This window comes from Acinetobacter cumulans (assembly GCF_003024525.3).
Classification (GTDB): Bacteria; Pseudomonadota; Gammaproteobacteria; order Pseudomonadales; family Moraxellaceae; genus Acinetobacter; species Acinetobacter cumulans.
The window spans coordinates 3,184,325-3,205,351 of record NZ_CP035934.2 but is presented as its reverse complement, the minus strand read 5'-3'; the positions used below and the strand labels follow the sequence as shown (position 1 = coordinate 3,205,351).

General features: G+C 42.2%; 20 protein-coding genes. 15 read left to right on the top strand and 5 right to left on the bottom strand.

The features are described from left to right. Positions 1–21: 21 nt before the first annotated feature. Positions 22–1,194: an acetyl-CoA C-acyltransferase FadA gene (fadA, locus tag C9E88_RS15040; protein ID WP_106984271.1), complete on the bottom strand. Its 1,173-nt coding sequence runs from the start codon at positions 1,192–1,194 to the stop codon at positions 22–24. A gap of 12 nt (positions 1,195–1,206) precedes the next feature. Then, complete coding sequence (fadB, locus tag C9E88_RS15035) at positions 1,207–3,360, bottom strand: fatty acid oxidation complex subunit alpha FadB (RefSeq protein WP_106984272.1); 2,154 nt, start codon at positions 3,358–3,360, stop codon at positions 1,207–1,209. Between the two features lie 483 nt (positions 3,361–3,843). Here fadB and C9E88_RS15030 point away from each other — a divergent pair, with 483 nt between their 5' ends. Beyond that, entirely contained in the window at positions 3,844–4,263 is a 420-nt protein-coding gene (locus tag C9E88_RS15030; RefSeq protein ID WP_106984273.1) for a PH domain-containing protein, read from the top strand. Here the strand turns inward: C9E88_RS15030 and C9E88_RS15025 are convergent. After that, positions 4,250–5,341, bottom strand: coding sequence for an AAA family ATPase (locus C9E88_RS15025; protein ID WP_106984274.1), 1,092 nt, complete (start codon positions 5,339–5,341; stop codon positions 4,250–4,252). The genes C9E88_RS15030 and C9E88_RS15025 overlap by 14 nt on opposite strands. 195 nt (positions 5,342–5,536) lie before the next feature. Between C9E88_RS15025 and C9E88_RS15020 the strand changes: the two genes are divergently transcribed. The 4 genes from C9E88_RS15020 to pgsA all read left to right on the top strand — a co-directional run bounded on the left by C9E88_RS15020 (position 5,537) and on the right by pgsA (position 10,058). Beyond that, positions 5,537–6,421, top strand: a complete 885-nt coding sequence (locus C9E88_RS15020) for a hypothetical protein (RefSeq protein WP_106984275.1) — start codon at positions 5,537–5,539, stop codon at positions 6,419–6,421. A 193-nt stretch (positions 6,422–6,614) separates the two neighbouring features. Continuing rightward, the gene (uvrC, locus tag C9E88_RS15015; protein ID WP_106984308.1) at positions 6,615–8,420 is read left to right on the top strand and encodes an excinuclease ABC subunit UvrC; all 1,806 of its coding nucleotides are present in this window, start codon (positions 6,615–6,617) and stop codon (positions 8,418–8,420) included. 143 nt (positions 8,421–8,563) lie between these two features. Beyond that, entirely contained in the window at positions 8,564–9,358 is a 795-nt protein-coding gene (locus C9E88_RS15010; protein ID WP_106984276.1) for a thioesterase family protein, read from the top strand. 112 nt (positions 9,359–9,470) lie between these two features. Further along, the gene (gene pgsA, locus C9E88_RS15005) at positions 9,471–10,058 is read left to right on the top strand and encodes a CDP-diacylglycerol--glycerol-3-phosphate 3-phosphatidyltransferase (protein WP_106984277.1); all 588 of its coding nucleotides are present in this window, start codon (positions 9,471–9,473) and stop codon (positions 10,056–10,058) included. A gap of 752 nt (positions 10,059–10,810) precedes the next feature. Here pgsA and C9E88_RS15000 read toward each other — a convergent pair. Together C9E88_RS15000 and argH are read right to left on the bottom strand one after the other, a co-directional pair. Beyond that, positions 10,811–11,086, bottom strand: a complete 276-nt coding sequence (locus tag C9E88_RS15000; RefSeq protein ID WP_106984278.1) for an oxidative damage protection protein — start codon at positions 11,084–11,086, stop codon at positions 10,811–10,813. A 29-nt stretch (positions 11,087–11,115) separates the two neighbouring features. Further along, on the bottom strand, positions 11,116–12,546 hold the full coding sequence (argH, locus tag C9E88_RS14995; protein WP_106984279.1) for an argininosuccinate lyase: 1,431 nt from the start codon (positions 12,544–12,546) through the stop codon (positions 11,116–11,118). Between argH and C9E88_RS14990 the strand changes: the two genes are divergently transcribed. The 10 genes from C9E88_RS14990 to C9E88_RS14945 all read left to right on the top strand — a co-directional run bounded on the left by C9E88_RS14990 (position 12,537) and on the right by C9E88_RS14945 (position 21,018). Further along, positions 12,537–13,688, top strand: a complete 1,152-nt coding sequence (locus C9E88_RS14990; protein WP_106984280.1) for a sensor histidine kinase — start codon at positions 12,537–12,539, stop codon at positions 13,686–13,688. The two genes, argH and C9E88_RS14990, sit on opposite strands and share 10 nt — an antisense overlap. Before the next feature lie 56 nt (positions 13,689–13,744). After that, a complete protein-coding gene (locus tag C9E88_RS14985) occupies positions 13,745–14,485 on the top strand; it encodes a LytR/AlgR family response regulator transcription factor (protein WP_106984281.1) in 741 nt (246 codons plus the stop codon). 94 nt (positions 14,486–14,579) lie between these two features. Continuing rightward, positions 14,580–15,497, top strand: a complete 918-nt coding sequence (gene hemC / locus C9E88_RS14980; RefSeq protein ID WP_106984282.1) for a hydroxymethylbilane synthase — start codon at positions 14,580–14,582, stop codon at positions 15,495–15,497. Between the two features lie 21 nt (positions 15,498–15,518). Beyond that, positions 15,519–16,298, top strand: a complete 780-nt coding sequence (locus C9E88_RS14975) for a uroporphyrinogen-III synthase (RefSeq protein ID WP_106984283.1) — start codon at positions 15,519–15,521, stop codon at positions 16,296–16,298. Continuing rightward, positions 16,295–17,128, top strand: coding sequence for a hypothetical protein (locus tag C9E88_RS14970; protein WP_106984284.1), 834 nt, complete (start codon positions 16,295–16,297; stop codon positions 17,126–17,128). The genes C9E88_RS14975 and C9E88_RS14970 overlap by 4 nt, the downstream gene beginning before the upstream one ends. Positions 17,129–17,134: 6 nt before the next feature. Further along, entirely contained in the window at positions 17,135–18,328 is a 1,194-nt protein-coding gene (locus C9E88_RS14965; protein WP_106984285.1) for a hypothetical protein, read from the top strand. Positions 18,329–18,340: 12 nt separating this feature from the next. Beyond that, complete coding sequence (locus C9E88_RS14960; RefSeq protein WP_106984286.1) at positions 18,341–18,769, top strand: acyl-CoA thioesterase; 429 nt, start codon at positions 18,341–18,343, stop codon at positions 18,767–18,769. A gap of 136 nt (positions 18,770–18,905) precedes the next feature. Beyond that, entirely contained in the window at positions 18,906–19,229 is a 324-nt protein-coding gene (locus C9E88_RS14955) for an H-NS histone family protein (RefSeq protein ID WP_106984309.1), read from the top strand. A gap of 185 nt (positions 19,230–19,414) precedes the next feature. Beyond that, positions 19,415–20,158: a type II secretion system protein N gene (gene gspN / locus C9E88_RS14950; RefSeq protein ID WP_106984287.1), complete on the top strand. Its 744-nt coding sequence runs from the start codon at positions 19,415–19,417 to the stop codon at positions 20,156–20,158. After that, a complete protein-coding gene (locus C9E88_RS14945; protein WP_106984288.1) occupies positions 20,158–21,018 on the top strand; it encodes a type II secretion system protein N in 861 nt (286 codons plus the stop codon). The genes gspN and C9E88_RS14945 overlap by 1 nt, the downstream gene beginning before the upstream one ends. The last annotated feature ends 9 nt before the right edge of the window (positions 21,019–21,027 follow it).

Here is a 21,027-nt window from a genome sequence, read left to right as displayed (position 1 = left end):
ATCTCAGTATTTAACTAAACATTAAACACGTTCGATAATTGTCGCGATACCTTGGCCAAGACCAATACACATCGTCGCAAGACCGATTTGTGTATCTTGTTGTTCCATAACGTTCAACAACGTTGTTGTGATACGCGCACCAGAACAACCCAATGGGTGACCCAATGCAATTGCGCCACCATTTAAGTTAATGATGTCTTGCTTTTCATATACACCCAAGCCTTTCATTACAGAAAGACCTTGAGCAGCAAACGCTTCATTCAACTCGATTGTTTGAATGTCCGCCATGCTTAAGCCAGCACGTTTCAGCGCTTTTTGCGTTGCAGGAACAGGGCCGTAACCCATGATTGCAGCATCACAACCTGCAACCGCCATAGAGCGAATTACAGCACGTGGCTTAAGACCTAAAGCTTGAGCACGTTCAGCAGACATCAATAACATTGCAGAAGCACCATCAGACAATGCTGAAGATGTTGCAGCAGTTACAGAACCGCCTTTCGGGTCAAATACAGGACGTAAAGCTTGGAACGCTTCAAGGTTGGCATCAGGACGAATCACTTCATCGATGTCGCAAAGCTGTTTGAAGCCATTTGCATCGTGACCTTCAACGCCCACGATTTCATTTTTGAAACGGCCTTCTTGTGTTGCAGCCCAAGCACGACGGTGTGATTCAACACCAAACGCATCTTGTTCTTCACGTGTAATGCCGTTCATACGACCTAACATTTCAGCCGTTAAGCCCATCATGTTAGATGCTTTTGCATAGTGCTTAGATGCTTCAGGGTTAATGTCGATACCGTGCATCATGCCCACGTGGCCCATGTGCTCAACACCACCAATGATGAATACATCACCTTGGCCAGTCATAATTTGAGCAGCAGCCGTGTGGATTGCTTGCATAGAAGAACCACAAAGACGGTTAACCGTTTGACCTGCAACAGTACGTGGTAAATCAGCCAATAACGCAATGTTACGACCAATGTTCATACCTTGTTCTAAAGTCTGGTTAACACAGCCCCAGATCACGTCTTCAACTTCGTTAGTATCAAACTGGTTACGAGCAACTAAAGCACGTACAAGTTCAGCAGATAAGCTGTCTGCACGTACATTACGGAACATACCGTTTTTGGTTTTACCCATTGCTGAACGTACACCATCAACGATGACAACGTCACGCGGATTTAAAGTAGCCATTCACGTTGCTCCTTAACCGTAGAATTTTTTGTTGTTAGCAGCCATGTCACGCAACATTTGTGGCGCTTCATAAGCCTTACCAAGGTGAGCATACTTGTCGCAAAGCGCAACATATTCAGCAACACCAGTTTGGTCGATGTAACGGCATGGACCACCACGGAATGGAGGGAAACCTACACCCATGATCATCGCCATATCCGCTTCAGCAGCAGTTGCTACGATGTTGTCTTCTAAGCAACGAACAGTTTCGTTACAGAAAGTCAGCATCATACGGTCAATGATTTCTTGAGCATCAAATTCGCGTTTCTCAGCAGTTGCAACAGATGCAACAAGCTCATAAGCCGTTGGATCAACCACTTTGGCTTTTTTGCCTTTACGGTCAAGCTCGTACTTGTAGAAACCAACGTCGTTCTTTTGACCCAAACGTTTTGCTTCGTACATGGTTTGAATTGAACCTTTGAAGTCTGGTTTCATACGGTCAGGGAAACCTTCAGCCATTACTTCTGCACCGTGAACGCCAGTGTCGATACCAACAACGTCCATCAAGTAAGCAGGGCCCATTGGCCAGCCGAATTTTTCCATCACTTTGTCGATTTGCTGGAAGTCAGCACCATCTTTAAGCAGAAGGTCGAACGCGCCGAAGTAAGGGAACAATACACGGTTTACAAGGAAGCCCGGGCAGTCGTTTACAACGATTGGAGTTTTACCCATTTTTTGCGCAAGAACTACAGTTGTCGCGATTGCCTCGCTTGATGTTTTCTCACCGCGGATCACTTCTACCAATGGCATCATGTGAACTGGGTTAAAGAAGTGCATACCAACGAAGTTTTCAGGACGCTGTAGGTTTTCAGCCAAGCGAGTGATAGAAATCGTAGATGTGTTAGAAGCAATGATCGTGTTTTCACGAACATTTTTCTCAGTTTCAGCAAGTACGATACCCTTAACTTTCGGGTTTTCCGTTACTGCTTCAATCACGATGTCCACTTCTTTGAATTCGTCATAGCTTAATGTAGGACGAATGCGAGCAAGTGTTTCACCCATTTGCGCAGGTTTCATTTTTTTGCGTTCAACTTGTTTTGTTAACAAGCCATTCGCTTCTTTCATACCTAAAGCAAGTTGTGGGTTACCAATGTCTTTCATGATGATTGGTGTGCCTTTGCTTGCCGCTTGGTAAGCAATACCACCACCCATGATACCCGCGCCAAGTACAGCTGCTTGGTTTACAGGGTGCGCACCTTTTTCATATTTTTTCGATGTTTTCTTCACAACTTGGTCGTTGATGAATAAACCAATCAACGCGCCAGCTTGTGGAGTAACAGCGGCTTTAGCAAAGCCTTGCGCTTCAATTTTTAGCGCTTCATTACGTGGAAGGCTTGCACCTGCTTGTAATGAGTCTAAAAGTAGTTTTGGCGCAGGGTATTGAGCAGGATTGGCTTTTGCAAGTACAGCACCTTTTGCTGTATTGAATGCCATCATTTGCTCAAGCATGTTGAGTTTAACTGGATCAAGTTTTTCTTGACGTTTTGCTTTCCAGTCTACACGGCCAGCAAGTGCTTGCTTCACAAGATCAATTGCAGCGTCTTGTAGTTTGTCTGCAGCCACAACCGCATCTACAGCACCGTCTTTAAGCGCAGCAGCAGGTTTTTTAGGTGCAGCCATCGCCATCCATTCAACCGCGTTGTCGATACCGATAACACGGCTTAAACGAACCGTACCACCAAAACCAGGGTAGATACCGAGTTTGATTTCTGGAAGGCCAACTTGTGCAGCTTCAGACATGACACGGTAGTCACACACGAGGCACATTTCAAAACCGCCACCTAAAGCCATGCCATTAATAGCAGCAACTTTAGGAACGTCTAAATCTTCAAATGCATTGAAAATGTCGTGAACAGGCAGTGCCCAGTCCACAATGGCTTGTTCGCCTTGAGCGAAGTTTGCACCAAACTCAGTGATGTCAGCACCAACAATAAATGTTGATTTGCCTGAAGTGACGATTAAACCTTTAACGTCTGCGTTTGCTTTAACAGCGTCAATCGCAGCTTTGAAATCTTCAATCGTTGCGCGGTTAAATTTGTTGACCGACTCACCTTGTAAGTCAAAGCGGAATTCTGCGATTCCGTCCGAAAGCATTTGGACGGTAATGGCATTGCCTGCGTGGATCATGCCTGATCTCCTTTATTTTGGAGGACTTCTAAGTTGATGTTGTGAAGCGTGAGCGCCATTCCTGCGCACATTTCTGCTTCGCCAATCTTACGATAACTATATCCAAAAAGAACATAACAAGTTGTATCAAGCCGTGACGCAAGGGTCATCAAATTTTTTAGTCTTTAAACTTGCATCCCGTGTGTTTAAGGCTTAATTCAGCAGGTCATGATGCGAAGAAACTTTTGTTTCGACTCATATTTTTAGTTTTATCACGCTTATGTATATGAGGAATTAGTCTAATTTTTCAAGAGAACAAACAGTGTCGGTCGAGTCAAAAAGGTCAATTGGCTCAATTTTTGTGATGCTGTCGACAGTGTGGCAAAGAGAATTACATCGCCAGCATAGGGTTTTAAGTTCAGGGCTACACTTAAGTTTCCCATCATTTTGATTTTTTCATTTTGTCTTTTGTATAGAATGCAATAAAGAAGAGGAAATTCAACGATGCAGACACAGACATTTCATTCAAAAGTCGATTGGTGGGTATGGGGCTTTGTTATTGCTATGAGCGGTTTGTTGCTACAGTTACTCCTCAATATGTTGGCCAAAGGCAGTCTGCAACAGAATTGGTTATTTGCTACAGTTTATGCGCTCACGATTGTGGTGTTATGGTGGCCTTTATGGAGTACACGTTATCAGCTCCAAGCCAAAGAATTGGTGGTGAAATGCATGTTTTTGACATGGCATATCCCTTTAGAAAGCATACAGCATGTCAAAGACACTGACTTTTCAACAGTTGCACCTGCATTGTCTTTTCAGCGCCTACGTATTGATTATGCTCAAGAGGGCAAGCAAAAATTTATTTTAATCTCGCCACGTAAAATCGCCTTATTTAAAGCCAGTTTGGGGGCTAAGCTTGAATAGATGCTTCTTTTGAGCTGCTTGAAGTATTTTGCTGTGTTGCAATACACAGCACGCCTTGGTGTGTATCTAGAGTTAAGTCCATGTGCTCGGGGTGATTTAAAAAATACACTGCCAAAATAGGCTCAAGCTCTGTACGCATTTTACGTCCTAAATGGCGTGCACCATAACGAATGTCATGCCCTTGATAAAAATGCGCTTTGGCTGCATCTGTTAAGTTCACACGACGTTTTTGATGTTGTAAGCGTAGATTTAATTTTTCCAGTTCAATATCGACCAGTTTGGGTAAAGCATCATCTTGTACAGGTAAATAGTGCAAGCTACGATCAATACGGTTTAAAAATTCTGGATCAAACTTACGTTGCATGACTTTTTCAATGATGGTTTGTGTCGGCACACGTTTGAGGCAAATGTCCTGCATTTTTTTAGGTAAAAAATTCAGCTTATCTAAATATTGCTGTGCGGCTTGAGCACCCACATTACTGGTCATAAAGATCATGCAGTTACGGAAATCAATGGTTTTTGTTCCAGCTGTTAGCGTTAAACGGCCTGTATCCAGTACGTTCATGAGCCCGCGGATCACTTCATTTGAGGCTTTTTCCAATTCATCAAACAGCATAATGCCTGGGCGGGTATGGCTGCCCGCAATTGCCGTTTCATCAAATAGGCTATGGCCTTCTTTAGAGCCGACATAACCCGGAGGCGCACCTGTCAGGGCGGCAGCGTAATGTTCTTGCGCTAAAGTGTTCATATCAATGCGGCAAAAGGCATCTGGGCGACCGTAAATGGCTTCGGCAATGAGACGAACGGTTTCGGTTTTACCCACACCAGTCGGGCCGAGCATTAAGGTGACTGCTAAAGGACGGTCTGGGCTGGAGAAATCCGCTTTAACCACATGCAGCATTTTTTCTATTTCATTTAATGCGGCATCCTGCCCAATAATGCGTTCGCGCAACTTTTGCATGACCACTTGAGGCTCAAAATGAAAACGTGGTTTGCCAATCAAGCGGTTTTTTTCTGAAGCGCTGTGTGTAGAGAGTGTGGGGTGCACAGCATGGAAAACATGATTGGCATTGCTCATTCTGAAGAATCCTTCGGTCAGTCATGCAAGGGAGCATAGCAAATTTCAGTTTTTGCACTGATAGTTTTTAGCAATCAGATGATTGTTGAAAACATAGAAATAACTGGCTTTTATTGTGTTTGTGTGTGAAATTTAGCCAAAGTTTAATAATTTAAAACAAATGGATACGGTATAGCGCCATGAAAAAAAACAATAATGTCTGCCATTCTTGCCTTTATGTTGGCTTCATGTGGCGGTAATGATCAAGACCAAGAGGCTGTGGTTCCTGATAATTTATATGCCGTAGACAGATTTACGGGCGCTGTTGATGCAGAATCAACATTCGTAACACCTTATGTAAATGGAAAAATATATAGTTTTGATGAAAATAAAAATTTATATATTAATTACAGTGATTTACCGATTTTTAAGACTGAAGTCTTAAGGCAAATCATTACACCGGATCATTTATTTTTAGAAAAATCTAAACATATAGAACGCTATAAATATTGGGTGGGCTCGAGCGCAAGTTTTAAGCATGATGAACTAAGCTATAGTTTGAGCAGCGACAGGCAAAACATTCCTTTCATTCTGTCTTGGAAATATAAAAAACTGGATGTGTCTGGACGTCCAATCACTGATGATTCCAACAACCCTATCCATCGTCTAGGCACTACTGCTCAAATTATGGCTATAATTTACGGTATTGGTTATGAGGCAACGGATACTTTCCCGCAAGGTTCGGTTTGTTGGCAAAAACAGTCGGCTTCAAGCAGCCACGAGTATATTGAATTTTATCCTGAACAGATTGCTCCCCATGTGGAGGATACACAGGACATCGTTCGGAGCGGTGTGTGGAATAATGTCACATGGATTGAGTTTCAACGCCAAGAGGGTGAGAGTGCATTGGCGAATATCAAACTTGAAATAGAGGGAGATATATATTGGGGTTTCTATCATTTTAAAAATGAAAGTTTGATACAAGTGTCAGATCAGCTTGCTTGTGATTTTATGAATGAAACGGCATTTACAGCATTTAGTGATTCGTTTTCAAAACATAAAAAAGTTAATGAAGCCTTAAATGGGAATGGCTCAAAATGAATGCCGTCACTGGAGATGGCTTAGCGATTTTATCTACAAGGAAGTCAAATGAACACTGCTTAGTCAGATGATATAACTGAGCCAGATATAGTCGAAGAAACTTCGAATTAAAAAATGGGTCGATCCGCTCAGTTGAAATTTGGAATTTGAGCTATATTTTAAGTGTGCAAATCCATTTTTAAACAGGATGCCTGTGAACGAAAACGCGCGTGAAAATATCGAAACGATTTTAGCCAATATGACCACTTTGCCCGGCGTGTATCGTATGTTGGGTAAAGATGGCGAGTTGCTGTATGTCGGTAAGGCTAAAAATCTAAAAAACCGCGTATCGAGCTACTTTGTCAAAACTATTGAGCACCCGAAAACACAGGCTTTGGTCGCACGGATTTATGATATTGAAACGCTGGTGGTTCGTTCGGAAACCGAGGCGTTATTACTCGAGCAAAATCTGATAAAGCTGCATCGTCCGCCGTATAACATTATGCTGCGTGATGATAAATCCTATGTGTATATTTTTATTTCCAGTGATAAGCCATACCCGCGTATTGCCTCAGGTCGTGGCAAAGGCAAACATCAAACAGGCAAGTTTTTTGGCCCTTATCCGAGTGCCTACAATGCCCGCGATACGCTGGTGGTATTGCAGAAACTATTTAATGTGCGCCAGTGTGAAAATAGCTATTTTTCACAGCGTAAGCGACCTTGTTTGCAATACCAAATTAAACGCTGTTCTGCGCCATGTGTAGGCCTAATTTCCCCTGAAGACTATAAAGAAGACGTCAATAACTCGATTCGTTTCTTGCAAGGTGACACCAAAGAACTGAATCAGGAGCTGATTCAAAAAATGGAAACAGCTGCTGAAGCGCTAGAGTTTGAAAAGGCAGTGTTCTACCGTGACCGTATGGCCTTGCTACGAGATGTGCAGTCGCAGCAAGCGATTTATAAAGTGAAGGGCGAAGCGGATATATTGGCGATTGCCTACCATGCTGGTGTCACTTGCGTGCAGATCATGCATGTGCGCAACGGTAAAATGCTGGGTGGTAAGAGCTATTTCCCCGACATGTTGGGCGATGATTTGGCACAAATGCTGTCTGATTTTATGGCTAACTTTTATTTCCAAGTGGCAAATGAAGTGCCGACTGAGCTGATTGTGAGTGTTGAACCTGCCAACCGTAAAGAGTTGGAAGAGGCACTACAACAGCAATTTGAGCAAAAAATTCATATTAAGCACAATGTACGTGAAACCCGAGCTGAATGGCTCGAACTGGCGCAAATGAATGTACAGCATGCGATTAAAGGCAAGCTGGCCAATCATTTTGAGCTCAATGAGCGTTTCCATCAGTTAGAACAGGTGGTAGGGCGTCCGATCGATCGCATCGAATGTTTTGATATTTCTCATACCATGGGGGAGGAGACCGTGGCCTCCTGTGTGGTCTTTGATTCAGGTGGCGCACGTAAGCGCGATTATCGTCAGTTTTCTATAAACGATATTACTGAAGGCGATGATTATGCGGCCATGCGTCAGGCGCTGACCAGACGCTACAAAAAAGCCATGCTTCCTGATCTGCTGCTGATTGATGGCGGCAAAGGGCAGCTACACATGGCGATGGAAGTCATGCAGGAGCTTGAGCTCGATGCTTTTATGGTGGGTGTCTCTAAAGGCGAAGGTCGTAAGCCCGGCTTAGAAACCCTGCATTTTACCGATGGCACCAAAATTCAATTGCCCGAAGACCATAAAGCGTTGCATTTAATTCAGCAGGTACGTGATGAGGCACATCGTTTTGCGATTACCAAGCATCGCGCCAAACGCGATAAAAAACGGAGTTCATCGGTACTTGAGGCAATTCCCGGCTTAGGACCAAAACGTCGCCGTGACTTGCTCACGCATTTTGGAGGCATTCAAGGCGTGTTAAAAGCCTCTGAAAATGATCTAAAACTGGTGCCTGGTTTGGGGGATGTGATGGCGCGAACAATTTATAAAATATTGCATGAGGCACTTTAGATTCTGCTGTTTGAATGGCTGAGGTAACAAATGAAATGACATAGTCTTGGCCAAAGTGCTCAATGACGCATGGGTCAATGATCATTCACATCAGTTCAAACTTGCATAACTATACAGACTAAGTGCTTTAGAAAGGATGCCCCATGTCGTTAACGCAAATGTACGCACAAATTGATCAATCTGAATGGGTTGATATACCAGAAGGATGGTTACAGGGACGGACCATTTATGGTGGATTGGTTGCAAGTATACTGATGCATAAAGCCATTGCGACCATTGCAGATGAAAGCAAAGGCTTATTGAGTGCCAGTGTTACTTTTGTGGGGCCAGTGCAATTGGCCAAAGTAAAGTTAAGCGCAGAAATCTTGCGACAAGGCAAGTCGGTGACCACCATTGAAGTGCGTCTATGGCAAGATGACGCCGTACAAACAATTTTGCTTGCGAGTTTTGGCGTGCTACGTGATTCAAGCATAGTCGTTCATCATGAAGAGCCTGCGCCAGAGTATCCTGCAGTGGAACAGCTTCAAATTGCACAGCATCATCCGCTGGCACCTGAATGCTTTAAACAAATGCAAATGATTTGGGCAGAAGGGCAATATCCATGTACTGCAAGTCCGAAGCCAGACTTTGGTGGCTGGTTTCGCTTTGATCCTGCATTGCATGAAAATCGAGCATTACAAACGGCGGATTTGATGGCTGCGTTTGATATGTGGCCACCTGGTGTGTTGCCAATGTTTAAGACTATGGCGCCAGCCAGCTCACTTACATGGCAATTGACCTGTGTGCATCCATTGCAGTCAAATCTGCATGATTGGTTGAAATATAAAGTCTTTACAGACTATGCTGCACATGGTTATGCCACAGAACAGGCGCAGCTTTGGGACAGTGCTGGCCGTCTGATTGCAATCTCGCGACAGGTGGTGACGGTCTTTGCCTAGTGACACTGTTGGGCATTTCGTATAAAGTGAACGCTATTAATAATGATGGATAAATCCTCAGAGAATTGTGCATTTACATCGTGCATGACGGGGGTAAACACTGGCGGTGTCTATGGCAGCAGGTCGAATCCTGAATATTCCAAATATTTTAACTTTAGCGCGAATTGGGCTAATTCCAGTCTTTCTTGCGGTAGCGTATTGGCCACCAGCAATGGGCGTAGAAGGCCATGATGCAAGTATGTCGCGTCATATTTTGTTGACGGGTATTTTTGTTGTCGCTGCAGTAACCGATTGGTTTGATGGTTATTTGGCGCGTACTTTGAATCAGACATCGGCATTTGGTCGCTTTCTAGATCCTGTTGCAGATAAGTTGATGGTGGCCGCCGCGCTAATTGTTTTAGTGCAATGGCAACCTACGATTTCCATGGCTTTTGCTGCAATTGTGATTATCTCACGCGAAATTACCGTGTCGGCTTTACGTGAGTGGATGGCCGAGTTAGGTGCACGTACCAGTGTGGCTGTATCTACGGTGGGTAAGTATAAAACTGCTTTTCAAATGATTGCGATTACCGTGTTTTTATTAAACTGGCAACCGCTTGAAATGTTGGGTTATGGCTTGTTATATATGGCTGTGATCTTAACTTTATGGTCGATGTTTATTTATTTGAAAGCTGCATGGCCGTATCTAAAGCAACCGTGATTGAACACAAGATTTAAAAATAAATAAAGCTCCTCAATGAGGGGCTTTTTTGTTTTAGGGCACTCTTGGTTGGATCGGGCATAGTGTAGATTATGCAAAAAGCAGATAAAAAAATTCCCAGACTTTGGGGGTAGACTGGGAATAAAAATCGGGGATATTTGTGGTTATAGAAAAAGAGTTTGTCTCTCTATCCTTAAGTGCCATTATAGGCACTCACCTGATAGGAATCATGTGGCTTCTTGTAGTGTAATGTTGAGTTTTATGTGGGTTGTGTATCTGCATGTTTACATTAAATTATTTTGATACAAAGCCGCGTGCTTGAAGTATTTCTGGTGTATGAATAATTGTTGTTCATTTTGTTTTTATTTCAGGCTTTATTTTAAGCGTTGGTAGATGAACGCTTTGCTCGCTCAGGTGTTGGTCCGTGGTAAAGCAATTTTATAAATAAAAAAAGGGGTCTTTGCGGACTCCTTTTTTGACATTTGAAACTACGCGCTTCGTTTGTCTTACGTAATTTTTAGAGCATTAAAAAAAGAATCCCCAAAATTGGAGATTCTTTTTGAATTAAAGCCTACGCGGACTTCGTCCTTGTCTTGCGTAAAAAAGAAAAGCAGTGCTTTAATTTTTCCACTCGAAGCATGGCTTCTCGTCTTGTGGCGTGGCGGAGCATTAAAAAAGGAGCCTTCGCGGACTCCTTTTTGACATTTGAAACTACGCGCTTCGCTTGTCTTGCAGAAAAATAAGGCAATGCCTTATTTTTCTTCAGGCTTCAGCCCTTCGGCTTTTTCAAGTGATTCATCATTGCTGAAGAATTTTTCGCGCTGTTCTTCAAGGAACTTTTTCGCATCTGGTTCAAACACATTTAAACGCTTTTCATTGATGAGCGTTGTTTGGTGTTTTAACCATTCGCCCCATGCCTGTTTAGACACGGTGTCAAAAAGTTCTTGGCCTTTTGCACCTGGGAAAGGTGCGAAGTCTAAGCCTTCCATTTCAGCCTGATATTTACGGCAAAAAATTTGTCGAGACATATCAATACTCCAAAGTTTATATAAGGCGATTAAGCGTAAAGTGCTTCTAAACGTGTGTAAGCACGTGCAATAGCCGCTTCAACTTGTGCAGGCGCCGTACCACCAATATGGTTACGCGCATTCACAGAAGCTTCAAGCGTTAATGCTTTTTCAAATACGTCTGCTTGAATCAAATCTGAGAACTGTTGTAATTGCTCAAGTGTTAATTCAGACAAGTCTTTGCTTTCTTGCACGCCAAGCGCAACCGCTTTACCCACAATTTCATGTGCGTCACGGAATGCTACGCCGTTTTTCACGAGGTAGTCTGCAAGATCTGTCGCTGTAGAGAAACCACGAAGGGCAGCTTCACGCATGATTTCAATGTTTGGAACCAATGCAGGAATCATGTCAGCAAATGCCATGAGTGAACCACGAACCGTATCGATTGCATCAAATAATGGTTCTTTGTCTTCTTGGTTGTCTTTGTTGTATGCCAATGGTTGGCCTTTCATCAGCGTTAATAAGCTCATGAGGTCGCCATATACACGGCCAGTTTTACCACGAATGAGTTCAGGTACATCCGGGTTTTTCTTCTGCGGCATGATTGATGAACCTGTGCAGAAGCGGTCTGGAATATTCACAAATTTAAATTGTGCAGATGTCCAAAGGATCATTTCTTCTGACATACGAGATAAATGCATCATGATGAGTGATGCAGTAGCATTAAATTCAATGCCAAAGTCACGGTCAGATACAGCATCGAGTGAGTTTTCAGCAACAGCTTCAAAGCCTAGAAGCTCAGCTGTATATGCACGGTCGATTGGGTAGGTTGTACCTGCAAGAGCCGCTGAGCCCAATGGCATACGGTTAGTACGTTTACGGCAGTCAATTAAGCGCTCAGAGTCACGTACTAACATTTCAAACCACGCCATTAAGTGGTGACCAAAAGTCACTGGCTGTGCAGTTTGTAAGTGTGTAAAGCCCGGCATAATCGTGTTGGTGTTTTTAGCGGCTAAGCCCAAAATACCTTTTTGCAATTTTTGCAATAATTCTAAAATAGCATCAATTTCATCACGCACATATAAGCGGATGTCTGTTGCCACTTGGTCGTTACGGCTACGACCCGTATGTAATTTTTTGCCTGTGATGCCAATACGCTGAGTCAAACGTGACTCAATGTTCATGTGCACATCTTCTAGGTCAATGCGCCACTCGAAGTTGCCAGCTTCAATATCTGCTTTAATTGCAGTTAAGCCCGTGATGATGTCATCACGTTCTTGTTCTGTTAAAACGCCAACTTTTGCAAGCATAGTTGCATGGGCAATAGAGCCTGCAATATCTTGTTTATAAAAGCGTTGGTCAAATTGAACAGATGCTGTAAATTCAGCTACAAAAGCATCGGTTGCTTCAGCGAAACGGCCGCCCCACATACCCGAAGTTTGGGCTTGTGACGGATTAGAGGAATTAGAAGATGTGGTCATGTCGGCTCAATAAGATAAAAAGCGGTAGAACTAAAAAGAGTATAGCAAATTCAACGCCCATTGCCGAAGCTGACCTGCAAACTTTTCGTGAGCGGTCAAGAACCACGACCTTAAGTTACTTCGCAACGCGTTTTGGTCGAGGGAAGTATTTACTGGAATTGTTGTGGGCGGGCAATATTTTGGCCTTGGTATTGGCCTTGGCACAGGCCAGAGCTTGGGAGAATTTGAGCTTTACCCATACCATGCAATATGTACTATTTATTAATTGGATTTTATTGGCTTTTGCTGCTTTAACAGAATATTTTGAGGCGAGGTTGTCGCCATTAAAACTACAATTTAAGTTGTTTTTGGGCTTTTTACTGCTACAAGTCTTGGTGTTGTTGACGACCTTGAGTATCAATAGCCTAATCTATTTTGGTGAAAACCTGAGTCTGGCTGGCTTGAGTGCAATGCATGTGTGGGATGGTGTGTTGATGCATTTAAGTTTTGGTGTGCTTTTAGGAACGATTTGTTTTCGTTATATTTATTTAAGAGAACTTTGGGCGCGTAAACAAAACAGTGAGTTGAATGCGCGAATTCAGGCGATGCAAGCGCGTATTCATCCACATTTTTTATTTAATAGTCTGAACAGCGTCATTAGCTTAATTGCGATTGATCCCGATAAAGCTGAACAAATGTTGTTGAATTTATCGCGCTTATTTCGGGCCAGTTTTCAAGAACTCAAATTGGTGAGCCTAAAAGACGAGGTAGAGTTGTGTCAGCGTTATTTGGCCATTGAACAAATTCGCTTAGGTGAGCGTTTGAGTGTGGAATGGAAACTGGTAAATCCAGAAATGTACGATCGCGTACAAATTCCACTGCTAACTTTACAACCTTTAGTGGAAAATAGTATTTTTCATGGAGTTGAAAAAATTCTAACAAAGAGTACGATAAGCATATTGATTGAAATTTCGCAAAATCAAGTCAATATCGTCATTACTAATCCTTTTGTTCAGGATAAAATAAAGTTACGCCAAGGACATGGTATTGCAGTTGAAAATGTACATCAGCGCTTAAAGGCCTATTATGGACCGCAAGTGACATTTCAAACGTATGCAGGAAAAGAAATGTTTACAACCGTTGTACAATATCAATATAAGTAAAAAACAGCACCGCGCACTTATAAAAATAAATAAAGTGAACTGTGTAAGGAGGAGAAATGGACATCCTGATATGTGATGATGAGTCTCTGGCAGTAGAGCGATTATCACGTTTGGTCACACAGATGGGACATCAAGTTGTGGCAACAGCATCGCATGGTCAACAGGCGATTGATTTGGCACAAAGCCTAGAACCCGATGTCATCTTATTAGATATTCAAATGCCTGAAATGGATGGTTTGGTTTGCGCACAACATTTACGTGAGCTGGATCCAATGCCAGCCATTGTATTTTGTACGGCCTATGATCACCATGCACTGGATGCATTTAAATCCAATGCCGAGGGATATTTGCTTAAACCCGTGATGCAACAGGAATTGCAACAAGTTTTAGATCATCTCGTTAAACTCACTCAAGCTCAAATGAGCGGTATAAAACAAAAAGAAAATATGGAAGAACTTAAAATCAGCCGTCATCAGATTGCGGCAAAGACTTATCGTGGTATGGAATTGGTGCCTGTAGAAAATATTTACTATTTTTTGGCGGATCAAAAATATGTCACGGTAAGACATAAAAATGGCAGTGTTTTGATTGATGAAACACTGAAGGATTTAGAACTCGAATTTGGGGACCAATTCATTAGAATCCATCGTAATGCTTTGGTGTCAGTGAGTTATTTAGATGGCTTAGAAGTGGTAAGTTCGGGGCAATATCAAGTACGTTGTCGTGAACTGGAAGAGCGCTTGGCCGTGAGTCGCCGACATTTACCCAGTTTAAGAGAGCGCATACAAAAACTATAATCTTTAATCGCGTATTTGTGCCTTAAAGATATTGCATTTCAATGTAAGACAGTTAAGTTTAGAATGTGTTCATATTGACTGTTATTTGAATGTTATGAAAACCCTGAAGATTGCAACACGACAAAGCCCGCTTGCACTTTGGCAAGCGGAGCACATTAAAGCTCGTCTCGAAGCCCTGCACCAAGGTTTGCAGGTGGAGTTGGTTACATTTGTAACTCAGGGTGACAAAATTTTAGACACACCCTTGGCTAAAATTGGTGGTAAAGGTTTATTTGTTAAAGAACTTGAAGCCGCTTTATTAGATGGTCGTGCAGATTTAGCCGTACACTCCATGAAGGATGTGCCAATGGCATTACCTGAGGGTTTAACGCTGGCAGTAATTTGTGAGCGTGAAGATCCGCTCGATGCTTTTGTCTCAAATACTTATGCAAGCTTTGCAGACTTGCCTCAGGGCGCTAAGGTGGGCACATCAAGCTTGCGCCGTAAATGTCAGATTTTAAAAAGCCGTCCAGACCTCGAAATTATTGATTTGCGTGGCAATGTGGGCACACGTTTATCTAAACTTGATGCAGGGCTATATGATGCGATTATTTTGGCCAGCGCAGGTTTAAAACGCCTTGGTTTGGCTGATCGCATTCGTCATAGCTTAGACGCTGACTTAAGTTTGCCTGCTGTGGGCCAAGGTGCATTGGGCCTAGAATGCCGTGAAGCAGACAGCACAGTATTGGATTATATCTTGCCTTTAATGCATGACGAAACCAATGCCTGCGTACGTGCGGAACGCGCTTTTAATGCGTATTTGGAAGGTGGTTGTCAGGTGCCAATCGCAGGTTATGCAACCTTGCAACAGGATGGATTGCACATTGAAGGGCGTGTCGGTAGTGTTGATGGCTTAACGCTACTACAAGCAACCCAACAAGGCGCAACGACAGATGCAGAAGCACTAGGTGTGGCCTTAGCCAAAGATTTGCTGGAGCAAGGTGCTGGCGATTTATTGAAAGCCTTGTACTAAGCACGTTTTATCCTTCACGCCATGTTGTTTATTAACACTCGACCAGCAGATCGCGCTCAGCAGCTGACGTCAGCATTACAAGCTGAGGGATTAACTGTATTAGAACTTCCTTTGCTAGCACTTGATGCGATGCCGTGGTCTGAATCACTTGCGACTTTATTTGCCCAAATAAACGAAGTGCAGGTGATTGTTGTGGTGAGTCCAGCAGCGGTGGAATTTGGCATGCAGGCCTTGGCTCAAGCTGGTGGCAAGCCTGAAGATTTACACAATATTCAGTGGATTGCGGTCGGGCAAGCAACAGCACAAGCACTATTGCAATATGGCTTCGAAAGCCAAGTGCCCGAAGTTGAAACCTCGGAAGGCATGCTACGTTTACCTGTGCTACAACGACTTGGTCGAACGGCGCGGATTGCGTTTTGGCGTGGAGAAGGTGGCCGTCAATTTATGATGGATACTTTAGCTACACAAGGAATTCAAGTTCTCAATTTTGTGTTGTATCGACGCTATTGCCCAACCTCTACAGAGCAAAGCTTGCAAGAAAATTTGGTGTTCATTCGTGAGGCTTCGCTTTGTATATTACTGGTGAGTAGTGAGGCCAGTTGGCGTAATTGGCTACGATTAGCACAGCACTATTCGCTTGGACAGATCTCAATATATTGTTTTGTTCTGGCTGAGCGAGTGACTCATCTGGTCGAGCAATCTTGTCATGAGCATCAATTGGGGTATCAGGTGATACAGCTCGAAGATTTAAAACAGGATACTATTTTAAAACAGCTTCATGCTGTGCAAGGGAATACATGAAGAAACTGTCTATCTTGTTGGTGGTTGTACTGGCATTATGGTTGCTGAAGTTAAGTTATGACGTTTACCTGTTGCAAGGGCAGCAGCAACAGGCGCAACAGCATCAAAGCCAATTAGAACAACGCAATGCCAGCTTAAATGATCAAATGGCGGCATTAAAACGACAAATAGGCGAGCCATTGACCACAAATGTTGCTCCAAGTGCACAAGTCGATCCGATTCCAGTTGAGCAGATGGCGCCAAGCAAGCTCATTGCAATGCAGTTGGATTACATTGAGTTTGCCTTACAGCAACAACAATATACTTTGGCTTTAGATAAGCTGATGAAATTGGATCAGAACTTAGAAAGCTATACTTTGGCACCTGCTTTGAAAGTCAGTTTGCATCAGGTGATTGAAAAAGATCGGGGCAATATTGTGCAATTTGTACATGCACGGAATGCACAAAACCAAAAGACGGTGAATCTGCTCCAGCAATTGGATGCGGAATTGGCTAAAGAAATCCAAAAACAACATATTGGTTTGCCAGAACAACAAGATCAGTCATTTTTAAAGCGTTGGATTCAAATTGAATCTGTCGATCGACCAAGTGCGGTTTTAATGCAACGTTCATTGGTTTTAAAAGAAGCCCAATTGCGCTTATTAAATGCACAGCAACTTTTACAGAAAGGGCAATATCAAGCCTTTCAAATTGAGTTGACATCGATTGAAAAGAGTTTAAAACAACTTCCAGATATCAACACCCAGCATTTTATTCAGCGTATACATCAACTAAAACAATCCCCTGTATTTACTGCACCTGTATTAAATACACGAACTTTAATCGGATAAGCCAATATGAAGCAGATCATTTTAGCCTATCTCTTTGTCGGCTTATTATGTACCGCATTATTTAGTTTGTTGAGCTATGGTTATGGTGCTGGCTATGTTTATTTATATTGGCGTGAATGGCAAATACAAACCAATCTGTGGGTTTTAATTTTCTGTTTAATTTTATTAAGCTTTATTGTTCAAATGCTTTGGTTAACCGTAAAACGTTATTTAAGCCGTGAGCAACGTAAAATTGAAACTGTTTTTAGTTTTAATCAATTGCATCCCTATGAGCAATTGGCAGTGGTTTGGTTATTAAATGCAGGTCCTGATCAGCAAAACTTTATTCAACAAGTGTTCAGTCAATCAGGTTTATTAAAAGGGATTATTAGTGCGCGTTTATATTGGATGCGTCAACAATATAACGAAGCCTTAATTGCTTTAAATGAAGCAAATCCGATGGCATTTGAGCTAGCTGAACAACAGCGTATTGAGATTTTTTTGTCAAAGCATGATGGTGAGCAAGCACTCACACATCTCGAATTTTTAAATCAACATGAATTATCCCCTTGGTTAAATAACGTTAAAGAAGCGTATGAGCAACGTTTAATTAGCTTGTGGGGGCAGTTTGCTGCGCAGTTTCCGTGGTTATATTTACATTCTACGCGCTACGGTCACTTAGATGAAACCGCAAAGCAGGTCTGGTTAAAGCAGTTGCTAAAGGCATTTGATCAAGCCTCTGTTGCTGATTTACAACGTTTGCAACAGCGCTATCTAGATTTAAGCGAACAAATTGAAGTGCGCCCTTATGATATTAAAGTGCTTTGGTTAAAAATTTTAGCCCGTTTGCCTGAACTGGGTATGCAGCATCAACAGCTTGCAGAACACTTGCTTGGAGAGCAATTTAATCAAGAGGTGTTCTATTTGTGGTTTGAGCAGCAGCTATTGTGTCAAAACCCAGACTATCAGCGAGCTGAGCAGCAAATTACACTTTGGGAAAGTCGTTATCCTGCCTTACCGGTATTAAGTTTTGCAAAATGGCATGTGTATATGGCCACAGGGTGTATTCAAGATGCTGAAGCACTGTTGCAGTTATATCCAGATGATGTGTTGATGAGTTATTTGCGAATTAAATCGTTGTTGCAAGGTCAAGAAGATTTAGTGCAACAGTTAAATCTTATTTTTGAAAATAATGCGAATTTTGTAAAAATTAAAATTTAAAGGAATTTATAAATGGATTTAATCAAGCATTATCCAATTATTCTCAAGCAAGCTGTTGCATGGGGGGATATGGATGCTTTTGGTCATGTAAATAATACGGTTTATTATCGTTATATGGAAAGCGCGCGAATTCTATATTTTGATGCTTTAGATATATTTTCGACCGATGTATTTACAGTTGTGGCTTCCAGTCAGTGTCAATATTTAAAACCTGTATTTTATCCCGATACATTAAGTGTGGCCACACGTATTGAAGAGCTCCGAAATAGTGCATTAAGAATGAGTTATGTTTTATGGAGTGAAAAGCAACAAGCAGTTATTGCTCAAGGAGAGGCAGTCATTGTTTGTGTAGATAAAATCAATATGAAGAAAACAGCAATTCCAGAGCGCGTACGTTTAAAAATGAAAGAAATAGAATTAAGTGTTTCTAATATCATTTAAATTCGAGGTATATATATTTTGTGAAGATTAGTGAAAACATGTTTTTTATTTTTATTTTTATTGAATATTAATTGTAATATAAATATGATTGGCGTGTTTTACAAAACAAAATAAAATGAAACTCGGAGTTAATGTAATGCCAGACATCAGTAATTTATCTGTAGAAGAATTAAAACGACTACAGGTTGAAGCGGAAGCTTTAATTGCCTCTAAAAAAGATCAAGCAGTTGAAGATGCCTATAATCAAATCCTAGAAATCGCAGAAAATGTAGGTTTAACGATTGAACAAATTTTAGAATTTGGTGCAAGCAAACGTAAAAAAACTGTGCGTAAATCAGTAGAGCCACGTTACCGTAGCAAAGCAAATCAAGAAGACACTTGGACAGGTCGTGGTAAACAACCTCGTTGGTTGGTTGCAGAACTTGAAAAAGGTGCGAAGTTAGAAGATTTTATTATCTAAGTTGACGCAAACTTCGAGGCAATTGGTCATGGCATCGTCATGATTGGACGCTAAGATAAAAAACCAAGCATTTTTGCTTGGTTTTTTTATCCCTATGAATTGGCGTTGTGGAAAAAGTGTGCATAATGTGTCTATAAAGAATGCGAGTTTCATGGAAGAAAAATGATAATTTCAGTTGGGGCAGGATGAGCAAGAAACCAAAGCAAATCAGATGGTTGATCTTTGCTGTCATTAGTTTTTTTATTTTTATCCTGTTGCAAGTACCAGCAGCATGGATTTTTTCAAAATTTTATAAAAATAATCAGACCCTTCATAACGTCAGTGGCAATATTTGGCGTGGGCAGGCAGATTGGAAAAAAGATCAGTTAACAGGGTCAGTCAGTTGGAAAACTCGGCCTTGGGATTTAATTTTACTGCGCTTGGGTGCAAATGTTGAAATTCATAGTGGCAATACCAAGCTTGATGCAGTGCTAGGCTATGGCTTAGGTAAAACGCTACATGTTCAAGATATGAATGGGCAGATTGCGCCAGAAACACTCAAAAGTTTAGCCGATTGGCAGTGGCCCGTGAATGCTATTCAATTAAAAGATGTTGCGGTTCGATACCATCCAAGCCAAGGTTTTACGCAGGCAGAAGGTCAATTGCAATGGGCGGGTGGTGAGTTAATTTATACCTATGCACAACGACAAGACCGAATGACGATTCCGTCTTTAATGGCTAAGCTCTCAGATGAACAAGGTAAGTTGCTCATCGATGTGCGTGATCAACGTGAACAAAAAATGATGAATTTGCAATTGGATGCCAGCCTAATGCTGGATGTGCAATTGACACAGCGCTTATTAATGAATGTTGCTTCTTATGATGGAAAAGCTGGCTTAGATACTTATGTAGTGAGCTCACGTCAGCCATTGATACGAGGTGGCATGTAATGAGTGCGTGGATGGATAAAATTAAACAACTGGATTTAAAGCAAGCAGATCGTATCGCACCTGTGGTACTGGCCATCGCGATTTTAATTTTATGTTGGAAGTTAGCAGCTTTACTTTGGTTGCTATTAGCGCCACCCCAAGTCATGCAAATCGAGCGGGTGGAATTGGGTTCACAGCAAGCTCAAGTACCCAATATCAGCTCATTCGCACTTTTTCAAGAAGCTGCCAATACATCTGCAGCGGATCAGCAGTTAAATATGAGTTTGCAAGGTGTAGTACAAGGTTATCCAAGCCAATTCTCTTCAGCCGTGATTAAGGTCAATGAAGTTGCCGATCGTTATCGCGTGGGTGAGATGATTTTAGGTTCCAACTATAGTTTGTCTGAAGTGTATTGGGATCGTGTGATTTTAAGAAACAACAGTGGCGCAGTGCGTGAACTCAAGTTTAAAGGTATGGAAAATGGTTTAGATCAACCGATTGTTCCAGAACTTAATCCCAATGCATCAAATAGCAATACAGGTGCATCTGCACCCGCCAATACACAAAATACACAGCCCAGTAGTGCCATAGGCCAAGCAGTACAACAGATACAAGAAAACCGTGATCAGTATTTACAAGATATGGGAATTGGGTCGTCGGCAAATGGCAGTGGTTATGAAGTTACAGCGCGTACACCCGTAGGGCTACGCAATAAACTTGGTTTGCAACCTGGCGACCGTATTATGTCGCTCAATGGTCAAACGGTTGGGCAAGGGCGAACAGAAGCACAATTATTAGAACAAGCTCGACGTGAGGGTCAGGTCAAGCTCGAAATAAAACGCGGTGATCAAGTGGTAACCGTACAACAGGATTTGAAGTGATGTGTGATC

What these genes read in the sequence shown, in the direction of transcription:
- C9E88_RS14990 (WP_106984280.1), top strand. Translation starts at nt 12,537, where the DNA reads ATGTGGTCATGTCGGCTCAATAAGATAAAAAGCGGTAGAACTAAAAAG.
- C9E88_RS14945 (WP_106984288.1), top strand. Translation starts at nt 20,158, where the DNA reads ATGAGTGCGTGGATGGATAAAATTAAACAACTGGATTTAAAGCAAGCA.
- fadA (WP_106984271.1), bottom strand. Translation starts at nt 1,194, where the DNA reads ATGGCTACTTTAAATCCGCGTGACGTTGTCATCGTTGATGGTGTACGT.
- C9E88_RS14955 (WP_106984309.1), top strand. Translation starts at nt 18,906, where the DNA reads ATGCCAGACATCAGTAATTTATCTGTAGAAGAATTAAAACGACTACAG.
- C9E88_RS14970 (WP_106984284.1), top strand. Translation starts at nt 16,295, where the DNA reads ATGAAGAAACTGTCTATCTTGTTGGTGGTTGTACTGGCATTATGGTTG.
- C9E88_RS15010 (WP_106984276.1), top strand. Translation starts at nt 8,564, where the DNA reads ATGTCGTTAACGCAAATGTACGCACAAATTGATCAATCTGAATGGGTT.
- C9E88_RS14965 (WP_106984285.1), top strand. Translation starts at nt 17,135, where the DNA reads ATGAAGCAGATCATTTTAGCCTATCTCTTTGTCGGCTTATTATGTACC.
- hemC (WP_106984282.1), top strand. Translation starts at nt 14,580, where the DNA reads ATGAAAACCCTGAAGATTGCAACACGACAAAGCCCGCTTGCACTTTGG.
- C9E88_RS15025 (WP_106984274.1), bottom strand. Translation starts at nt 5,341, where the DNA reads ATGAGCAATGCCAATCATGTTTTCCATGCTGTGCACCCCACACTCTCT.
- fadB (WP_106984272.1), bottom strand. Translation starts at nt 3,360, where the DNA reads ATGATCCACGCAGGCAATGCCATTACCGTCCAAATGCTTTCGGACGGA.
- C9E88_RS14985 (WP_106984281.1), top strand. Translation starts at nt 13,745, where the DNA reads ATGGACATCCTGATATGTGATGATGAGTCTCTGGCAGTAGAGCGATTA.
- argH (WP_106984279.1), bottom strand. Translation starts at nt 12,546, where the DNA reads ATGACCACATCTTCTAATTCCTCTAATCCGTCACAAGCCCAAACTTCG.
- C9E88_RS15030 (WP_106984273.1), top strand. Translation starts at nt 3,844, where the DNA reads ATGCAGACACAGACATTTCATTCAAAAGTCGATTGGTGGGTATGGGGC.
- gspN (WP_106984287.1), top strand. Translation starts at nt 19,415, where the DNA reads ATGAGCAAGAAACCAAAGCAAATCAGATGGTTGATCTTTGCTGTCATT.
- C9E88_RS15000 (WP_106984278.1), bottom strand. Translation starts at nt 11,086, where the DNA reads ATGTCTCGACAAATTTTTTGCCGTAAATATCAGGCTGAAATGGAAGGC.
- C9E88_RS14960 (WP_106984286.1), top strand. Translation starts at nt 18,341, where the DNA reads ATGGATTTAATCAAGCATTATCCAATTATTCTCAAGCAAGCTGTTGCA.
- C9E88_RS14975 (WP_106984283.1), top strand. Translation starts at nt 15,519, where the DNA reads ATGTTGTTTATTAACACTCGACCAGCAGATCGCGCTCAGCAGCTGACG.
- C9E88_RS15020 (WP_106984275.1), top strand. Translation starts at nt 5,537, where the DNA reads ATGTCTGCCATTCTTGCCTTTATGTTGGCTTCATGTGGCGGTAATGAT.
- pgsA (WP_106984277.1), top strand. Translation starts at nt 9,471, where the DNA reads ATGGCAGCAGGTCGAATCCTGAATATTCCAAATATTTTAACTTTAGCG.